Origin of the sequence: Stenotrophomonas pictorum JCM 9942 (assembly GCF_001310775.1) — a bacterium.
Taxonomy (GTDB): Bacteria; Pseudomonadota; Gammaproteobacteria; order Xanthomonadales; family Xanthomonadaceae; genus Stenotrophomonas; species Stenotrophomonas pictorum.
In genome coordinates, this window is sequence record NZ_BAZI01000113.1 from 1 (window position 1) to 7,862 (window position 7,862).

Here is a 7,862-nt window from a genome sequence, read left to right on the forward strand (position 1 = left end):
CCTGCCGTGCCGACGGCGCGGTTGGAGCCTGTGCAAGCGCCACCGGTGCCGGTCCGCTTCCTCTGCGCCACGCACGGGCGGTGCTTTCACCCCGGTTTTCGCCCGGTTCCTGCACATTGCCGGCTCTGTCCCCCCGGGAGACGGCAAGCGTTGCGCGGGAGCCTGCCGACAGGCCGGTCCCGCGCGGCGTGCCATGACCGGGCACGCGCACGTCAATCCGGAGAACGCAGCCCATGAGCCCGCAATCGCATTTCGATCTCAGTGGAAAAGTCGCCATCGTCACCGGTGGTGGCAATGGCATCGGTCGCGCCAGTGCATTGATGCTGGCCGCTTATGGCGCGGCGGTGACGATCGCCGATCTGAAACTGGCCGATGCCGAGAAGGTCGCCGCCGAGATCACCGCCCACGGTGGCAGGGCGCTGGCGCTGGAGTGCAACGTGCTCAAGGACGAGGACCTGGTGCGGACGGTGGAGCGCACCGCCGCCGAGCTGGGCGGCATCCACATCCTGGTCAACAACGCCGGTGGCGGCGGGGCCGGGCGCGAGAGCCCGTTCGAGATCACCGTGCAGCAGTTCGAGCGGCCGTTCCAGATCAACGTGTTCAGCGCGTGGCGGCTGGCCCAGCTGTGCGCCCCGCACATGAAGAAGGGCGGTTATGGCTCGATCATCAACATGTCCTCGATGAGCTCGATCAACAAGAGCCCGGCGATCAGCGCCTATGCCGCCTCCAAGGCCGCGATCAACCACATGACCGCCAACCTGGCCCACGACTATGGCCCGGATAACATCCGCATCAACGCCGTCGGTCCCGGAGCGGTGCGTACCGCGGCGCTGGCCACCGTGCTGACCCCGGAGATCGAGCAGCGGATGCTGTCGCATACGCCGATCAAGCGCCTGGGCGAGGCCGACGACATCGCCGGGGCGGTGCTGTATTTCGCCGCGCCGATCTCCAGCTGGGTCAGCGGGCAGATCCTGTTCGTCAATGGCGGTGGCGTGCAGACCCTGGACTGACGCGACAGCCGGCGCGGATCACTCCGGCAGCGAGGACAGGTATTCGATCACCGCCCGGCGACGCGCCGGGTCGGCGGTGGCGTTGACCATCTTGCTGCCCGGTACCCGCTTGGAGGGCGAGGCCAGGAAGGCATCCAGCGTCTGCGCGTCCCAGATGATGCCGCTGGCGCTCATCGCCTCCGAATACACATAGCCCGGCGCAGTGCCGGCCTTGCGGCCGATCACCCCGTGCAGGTTGGGGCCGACGCGGTGGCCCAGATCGGGGCGGGTGTCATGGCAGCCGGCGCAGATGGCGAAGGCGCGTTCCAGCTCGCGCTGATGCGGATCGGCACTGGCCGAATGGTTGAACGCATCGCGCTGGCCACAGGCGCCCAGCAGCAGGCAGAGAAGTCCCGGCAGTGGCAGGCGTGACATCGATTCCTCGTTGCGGCAAATGGCCCCGGTGGCCAGGCGTGGGCATGATCGCCGCCGGCCACGGCGAACGCAAAGCGCACCATGAAAAACCCCGCCGCGGTGGGCGGCGGGGTCGGGTCAGCTGGCGCAGCGCTGATCGCCGGCGCGTTGCAGGCGCCGCGCTTACATTGCCGGGTAGTTCGGACCACCACCGCCCTGCGGGGTCACCCAGACAATGTTCTGGGTCGGGTCCTTGATGTCGCAGGTCTTGCAGTGCACGCAGTTCTGCGCGTTGATCTGCAGGCGGGTATCGCTGCCTTCGCCGACGAACTCGTAGACGCCGGCCGGGCAGTAACGCGCTTCCGGGCCGCCGTAGGTGGCCAGGTTCACGCTCACCGGAATGCTCGGGTCCTTCAGGGTCAGATGGCTGGGCTGGTCTTCCTCGTGGTTGGTCGAGGACAGGAACACCGAGCTCAGCCGGTCGAAGGTCAGCACGTTGTCCGGCTTCGGGTACTCGATCTTCGGCTGGCTGGCCGCCGGCTGCAGGCACTCGTGGTCGGCCTGGGTGCGATGGATGGTCCACGGCGCATTGCGGATGCCCAGCTTGGGCAGCAGCCACTGCTCGATGCCGGTCATCAGCGTGGCGATGGTGCGGCCCTTCTTGAACCACTGTTTGAAGTTCTTGGACTGCAGCAGCTCGGCTTTCAGCCAGCTGTTCTCGAAGGCTTCCGGATAGGCGCTCAGCTCATCGCGCGAGCGGCCGGCGACCAGCGCCTCGAACGCGGCCTCGGCGGCCAGCATGCCGGTCTTGATCGCGGCGTGGCTGCCTTGATGCGGCTGACATTGAGGTAGCCGGCTTCGCAGCCGACCAGCGCGCCGCCCGGGAACACGGTCTTGGGCAGCGACAGGATGCCGCCGGCGGTGATCGCACGCGCGCCATAGGCGATGCGCTTGCCGCCTTCCAGGTGCTTGCGGATGGCCGGGTGGGTCTTGAAGCGCTGGAATTCCTCGAACGGGCTCAGCACGGGTTCTTGTAGTCCAGGCCGACCACATAGCCGATCGAGACCTTGCCGCCCTCGGCGTGGTACAGGAACGCGCCGCCGTAGGTGTCGTTGTCCAGCGGCCAGCCAGCGGCGTGCACCACCAGGCCCGGCTCATGCTTGGCCGGGTCGATCTGCCACAGCTCCTTGATGCCGATGCCGTAGGACTGCGGGTCGCGGCCTTCGTCGAGCTTGAAGCGGCTGATCAGCTGGCGGCCGAGGTGGCCGCGCGAGCCTTCGGCGAACACCGTGTACTTGGCATGCAGCTCCATGCCGCGCTCGAAGTTCGGGCCCGGCGTGCCGTCCTTGTGGATGCCCATGTCGCCGGTGGCCACGCCCATCACCGCACCGGTCTCGTCGTACAGCACTTCGGCGGCGGCAAAGCCCGGGAAGATCGCCACCTCCAGCGCCTCGGCCTGCTGCGCCAGCCAGCGGCTCACTTCACCGAGGCTGACGATGTAGTTGCCGTCGTTGTGGAAGCACTCCGGCAGCAGCGCGTGCGGGGTTGCCTTGGCGCCGGTTTCGTCCAGGAACAGGAACTCGTCGCGGGTCACGGCCTGCTTCAGCGGCGCGCCGCGTTCTTTCCAGTCCGGGAACAGCTCGGTGAGCGCGCGCGGATCCATGATCGCGCCGGACAGGATGTGCGCGCCCGGCTCGGAGCCCTTCTCCAGCACGCACACCGACAGCTCCTGGCCCTTTTCCACGGCCAGCTGGCGCAGGCGGATGGCCGTGGCCAGCCCGGCAGGGCCGGCACCGACGATGACGACGTCGAACTCCATCGCTTCGCGCGGCGGCAGGGCGGTGTTGCTTTCAGTGTTCATGCAAGAGCTCTTGGGTAAAGGTCGGCGCGGTGGCGACGACGGTTGCCTGGAACCATCGCCCCGAAAAGAGGCGACGATGATCTGTGAAGGTACCGCAGTTCCACCCCGACCGACCCGCCCTGCGCCCTTGGCAGACACGCGGCGCAGCGGGCAGATGCGGCACGGGCCGCCCCGGATCCTGTGAAGGACGGGGCAGCAGGGCAGACGAGCGGGCCGCCGCACTGCAGTCCCTCCGGCTGGAAAGCGCAGGCCTCGTCCCTGATCGGCCGCTCCGGCCTCGATATCGCGATTTTCGCCGACGATCAGCCGATCGTCCAAGGCTTGCGCCTGCGGCCGGCAGCTGTCGGCCGAATCATCCCCAAGACTTGCGCCGGTGTCCGGCACGGGGTGGCCGACCACGGCGCTGCACGCACTCGCATCCGGTAGCCAGATCCCGGCCGGTCCGGTGCGTTGCCGGCCGGGCGGCCCCGGTCAAGCCGCCGTGTCGGGCGTCACCCCGTATCGCCTTCAAAGGCGCAGCCCTGCACTTGCCAGCAGGGACGAAAGGCTCCCGCAGCACCGCCTGGAGTCTCAACGGAACAGCAAAAAGCCTTAACGAAACAGCTCAGAAGCTATCCGGAGTAGCAAAAAGCCTCAACGGAGCAGCTCAGAAGCTATCGGGAATAGCAAAAAGCCTTAAATGGAGTAGCTCAGAAGCTATCCGGAGTAGTAAAAAGCCTCAAAGGACAAGCAAAAAGCCTTAATCGTTCAGCAAAAAGCCGCAACGACGCAGCAAAAAGTCTCACCGCATAAACAAATAGCCTTGATGGGCCGCTCGCGGCTCGAGGGCCCGCCGCTCGGCTTTGGGCCATTGAAAGCCCGCGCCGCACGCTGCCCTGCCTGCTGCGGGCCGCTCAGCGAAGCGTTTAAGCCGACCGCCACAAAGCCGGTGCCGGATCCGTCGCGTACACCGATGGCGAGGATAAGGCGCGGAACGCCCATCTTTGCCCCGGCCAACGGTGTCCATAACGGTGCGGAACCGTGCGATGCCGAATGCAAAGTGGATTCAGTCCGAAAACCAACACGTACAAGACAGTTGCTGAGTTAAGCCGACTGGCGAAGCCAATTCGGCTTGAATGAATTGTTAGGGGGCAGTCGATTGACATCAATGCGAGGCTGTTTAAGCAGTTGCAGGCTAGCCACAATATTGTCTGGATCTTCTGTGCTCAGACCAGCGCCGATCAACTCGTCTCTCCAAATAGCTAAGCTTGAGTATATGCGACCAAGAAGAAACGAGGCGGCCTTGCGGTGATCGCTGTAACTGGCGTAGTCAAATTCATCGAAGCCAGAAGAATCCGTGGAGGCGATGTCCTGCAACGGTAGTCGTTGACGGCGAATGAACGAGTACTCACGAAAGAAGGCGCTGAGCTGCCTCTTTAATGTGCGTGTCCAGAGGTGTCGGTGAAGCTCTAACTCTTCTTCTGCGACGAGTGCTGCGGTAAGAGGACGCATGTACTCAACGCAGTTTCCAGACGTCCAATTGCCGACAATGGCCTTCACGAGCGCTGCATATTCCTTTTTGGAGAGCCAGTTGTCCCGAATGGTCTCATAGGCTTCTTGCATCCGCTTCCGATGGTCTGTGCTATCACCGGATCGCATTGCAGCGCCGTGCTCTTTGAAGAATCGCGCGGTACTCACCACTGCCCCCTAACGCCAGAATTAAGCCGCGTTGCGAAGCAACGTCGGCTTGGATGACTTGTTAGGCAGTTAGTGGCCAGAACGGTTTGATGCTGCAACCGTGCTCCCCAGCACTGCCGCCTTTTGCCGAGCTTGCCACAGACTGCAGGACGGGGCTTGCCCGGTGAACCTTGAAGTGCGGTGCGACCGAAGCCGTGGCCAGGTTGTACCGGGAAACTGCCGAAGCGGAAACCACCTGAAGGTTTTGTTCCACCACGGCCTAACGCTGGAATTAAGCCGCGCCGTGGAACGGCGTCAGCTTGAATGAATTGTTAGACCACAGAGCGCTGAAAGTAGCGGCAGCCGCAATTGCGCCAATAACGATAGCTGCAAGAGCGCTACCGGCATAGGTAAGTCCGGAGAGCACGGCAATAGTTGAGATTGCTGCTATGCAGAAGCTGGCGAGCGCGACAAACGCATTTGCTGCTCGTGTAATGAGCAGCGCCGCAAATTGGATGACCAGGCTGGTAGAAAAGCGCCAATGCCGAACACTACGAGAGCGCTCCATAGCGCGACGGGCCATCCGGATGGCATGGCTATTGCGGCAGTTGCACCAATCGCTGGCACCGCTAAGTAGCTAGTGATGATCCCGGAAATAGCGCCAGCCAGTATGCTTTTGAGCGAATCCGTCATAACGCTTCTCCTGTAGTCTAACGCCTGAATTAAGCCGACCCGTGAAGCGGGTTCGGCTTGAATAAATTGTTAGAGGTCACAGCCAACGAACCACAAGCCCTGAAACCAATAACAGCACGCCAGCCATGCCAAGCCAGTCAACAGGCGAGACTTTGATGAACTTAAGATCGGGGTTGGCGAAGCTAATGGGACTGAAGAATGCTTGTGGTGCTGCCAACAGAAAGCCAGCACCCATGAGCAAGCGACCCATTTCTGTCTCGGGGCTTCGCAGGCCATCCGTAACGTAGATGATCCCCATCACCGTGAAAAAAGTGGCCCAAATCCATCCTCGCTTTTTACGGCTGCTCGTATCTTCATGTGGCCTCTAACGCCTGAATTAAGCCGAGCCGCGAAGCGGCTTCGGCTTGAATGAATTGTTAGGCATCAACCAGATTTGGCCGCGCCCAGTAGGACAAGTATGACAGCGGCTGACGATCCCATGCCCAGAAACGCGGTAACGGCTGACAGCGCATAGGCTAAGAGCTTGCGAAGCGGCCCGGACGACAAACGACTACCCCGAAAGAACATGACGGATGCCGGCAACATGAGCAAGCCCACTAAGCTCATGTAGAAGAAGGTGGTGAAACCATCCGGCTTAGGAAGCAGGCCACGGCCGAGCGCGACCATCGCCGCTAGGGCGATGAGAGAAAGTGCATATGCAAATGCCAGAGATCTCGCCATTGATGCCTAACTCTGGAATTAAGCCGCGCCGCGTGGCGGCGTCGGCTTGAATGAATTGTTAGCTGCCGCCCGAGAAGCTAAGGACGGCGCTGCTTGAACCACCCTTGGGATCATAGCCCGACCAAACAGAGCCCCAAGCGTAAGTTTTGCCGGGTGTAAGGCCTTTGCTGAGTAGCCATCTGTCGTTCGCCTCTTTGCGCCGAAGCTCAGCCTCGTGGCTCCAGGGCGCGGAGTCGGCGTCAACAATGGCCAGATGCATGGCTTGAATGGATTCGCCATTGAAGAAAACCGCCAGGACTAACGACTCGGCCTGAACCGCAAACTTGAACGAGCACCAGGGCTCGTTCCGGACGAGCATGGACGAAGCTGCGCCCTCGGGAGAGCGAAGAAAGTCAGAGCGAGTTGTGCGAGGGGAGAGGACTGTGCCGCTTTCAAGGACGATCTCACCGGTTTCGCGATTGGCAATCATAGGCGGTTAACGCCAGAATTAAGCCGAGTTGCGAAGCAACTTCGGCTTGAATGATTTGTTAGGTGGGATTGGCCGAAATGTTGATTTGCAAGCCAAACCCGCCCGCCTGAACTGCACAACGAAGGTCGATAGTGCCACAGCTTGCGGGACCGGGGCTTGCCACAGAAACCATGCCGCGCGGAACCGCCGAAGCCAACTGCAATGATTGTGCGGCGGCGCCGAAGCTAGGGCCGAAGCCGTGAACTTGCCGATGCCTAAAACATTGAAGAGCGGTGTCCGGAGCCGACTGGCAAACAGCCGATGAACTGGCCGAAGCAGAAACCACCCCTAATTTTTACCAATGCCACCTAACACCTGAATTAAGCCGACCCGCGAAGCGGGTTCGGCTTGAATGAATTGTTAGCGCTCAGCCCGCTACGCGTCACCATCATCGTAGAACCACCCTTCTTCTGTTGAACGCCCCCAATCATCTCTACTCCCATATACCTCGTTCCGAAGCTCTTCTTGTTCTTTGTTCAACTCTTCGTCTATGGGGTCGTAGTAATCGTCATCATCATCCTCTGGATCATCATCAACGTCCGATGGCTTGGGGGCTGGCGGCGGCGGATCAAGAATTTCGCTCTTAACCCAGAGTGGAACAAGAATCTTGAAGTTGCTGTCCTCTCGCTTTACCCGGACCAACCCCTCGTACGTTCTGGCGAGTTGCTTGGCTCTGCGGCTTGCTTGGCTGAAGTCCTGGAAAAGCTCGAGAAAGTGGTACTCATTAGCAAGATGGTCATCATCACTCTCAGTCATGATCAGAACTCAATGAGCGCTAACGCCAGAATTAAGCCGCGTTGCGAAGCAACGTCGGCTTGGATGACTTGTTAGGCAGTGAGTGGCCAGAACGGTTTGATGCTGCAACCGTGCTCCCCAGCACTGCCACCTTTTGCCGAGCTTGCCACAGACTGCGGGACGGGGCTCGCCCGCTGAGCCTTGAAGCGCGGTGCGACCGAAGCCGTGGCCAGGTGGTACCGGGAAACTGCCGAAGCGGAAACCACCAGAAGGTTTAGCTCCACCA

8 protein-coding genes and 1 pseudogene are annotated in these 7,862 nt (G+C 61.6%); 1 reads left to right on the forward strand and 8 read right to left on the reverse strand.

All coding sequences use genetic code 11. The features are described from left to right. Nucleotides 1–233: 233 nt before the first annotated feature. Complete coding sequence (locus JCM9942_RS07635) at nucleotides 234–1,010, forward strand: glucose 1-dehydrogenase (RefSeq protein WP_054658876.1); 777 nt, start codon at nucleotides 234–236, stop codon at nucleotides 1,008–1,010. A gap of 18 nt (nucleotides 1,011–1,028) precedes the next feature. Here the strand turns inward: JCM9942_RS07635 and JCM9942_RS07640 are convergent, their stop codons facing one another. From JCM9942_RS07640 to JCM9942_RS07670, 8 genes and pseudogenes are all read right to left on the reverse strand, one after another. After that, nucleotides 1,029–1,424, reverse strand: a complete 396-nt coding sequence (locus JCM9942_RS07640; protein ID WP_054658877.1) for a c-type cytochrome — start codon at nucleotides 1,422–1,424, stop codon at nucleotides 1,029–1,031. Nucleotides 1,425–1,586: 162 nt separating this feature from the next. Further along, nucleotides 1,587–3,264, reverse strand: a pseudogene (locus tag JCM9942_RS07645) (electron transfer flavoprotein-ubiquinone oxidoreductase). 1,083 nt (nucleotides 3,265–4,347) lie between these two features. Continuing rightward, nucleotides 4,348–4,941 (reverse strand): hypothetical protein, encoded by a 594-nt coding sequence (locus JCM9942_RS18920; RefSeq protein ID WP_157722816.1) that lies wholly within the window; start codon nucleotides 4,939–4,941, stop codon nucleotides 4,348–4,350. Between the two features lie 271 nt (nucleotides 4,942–5,212). Continuing rightward, complete coding sequence (locus JCM9942_RS18925) at nucleotides 5,213–5,488, reverse strand: hypothetical protein (RefSeq protein WP_157722817.1); 276 nt, start codon at nucleotides 5,486–5,488, stop codon at nucleotides 5,213–5,215. A gap of 201 nt (nucleotides 5,489–5,689) precedes the next feature. Continuing rightward, the gene (locus tag JCM9942_RS07655; protein ID WP_172675072.1) at nucleotides 5,690–5,863 is read right to left on the reverse strand and encodes a hypothetical protein; all 174 of its coding nucleotides are present in this window, start codon (nucleotides 5,861–5,863) and stop codon (nucleotides 5,690–5,692) included. A gap of 173 nt (nucleotides 5,864–6,036) precedes the next feature. Then, entirely contained in the window at nucleotides 6,037–6,333 is a 297-nt protein-coding gene (locus JCM9942_RS19620) for a hypothetical protein (RefSeq protein WP_054658880.1), read from the reverse strand. Nucleotides 6,334–6,391: 58 nt separating this feature from the next. Continuing rightward, nucleotides 6,392–6,802, reverse strand: coding sequence for a hypothetical protein (locus tag JCM9942_RS07665; RefSeq protein WP_057634224.1), 411 nt, complete (start codon nucleotides 6,800–6,802; stop codon nucleotides 6,392–6,394). 414 nt (nucleotides 6,803–7,216) lie between these two features. After that, the gene (locus tag JCM9942_RS07670) at nucleotides 7,217–7,597 is read right to left on the reverse strand and encodes a hypothetical protein (protein WP_054658882.1); all 381 of its coding nucleotides are present in this window, start codon (nucleotides 7,595–7,597) and stop codon (nucleotides 7,217–7,219) included. Between the last annotated feature and the right edge of the window lie 265 nt (nucleotides 7,598–7,862).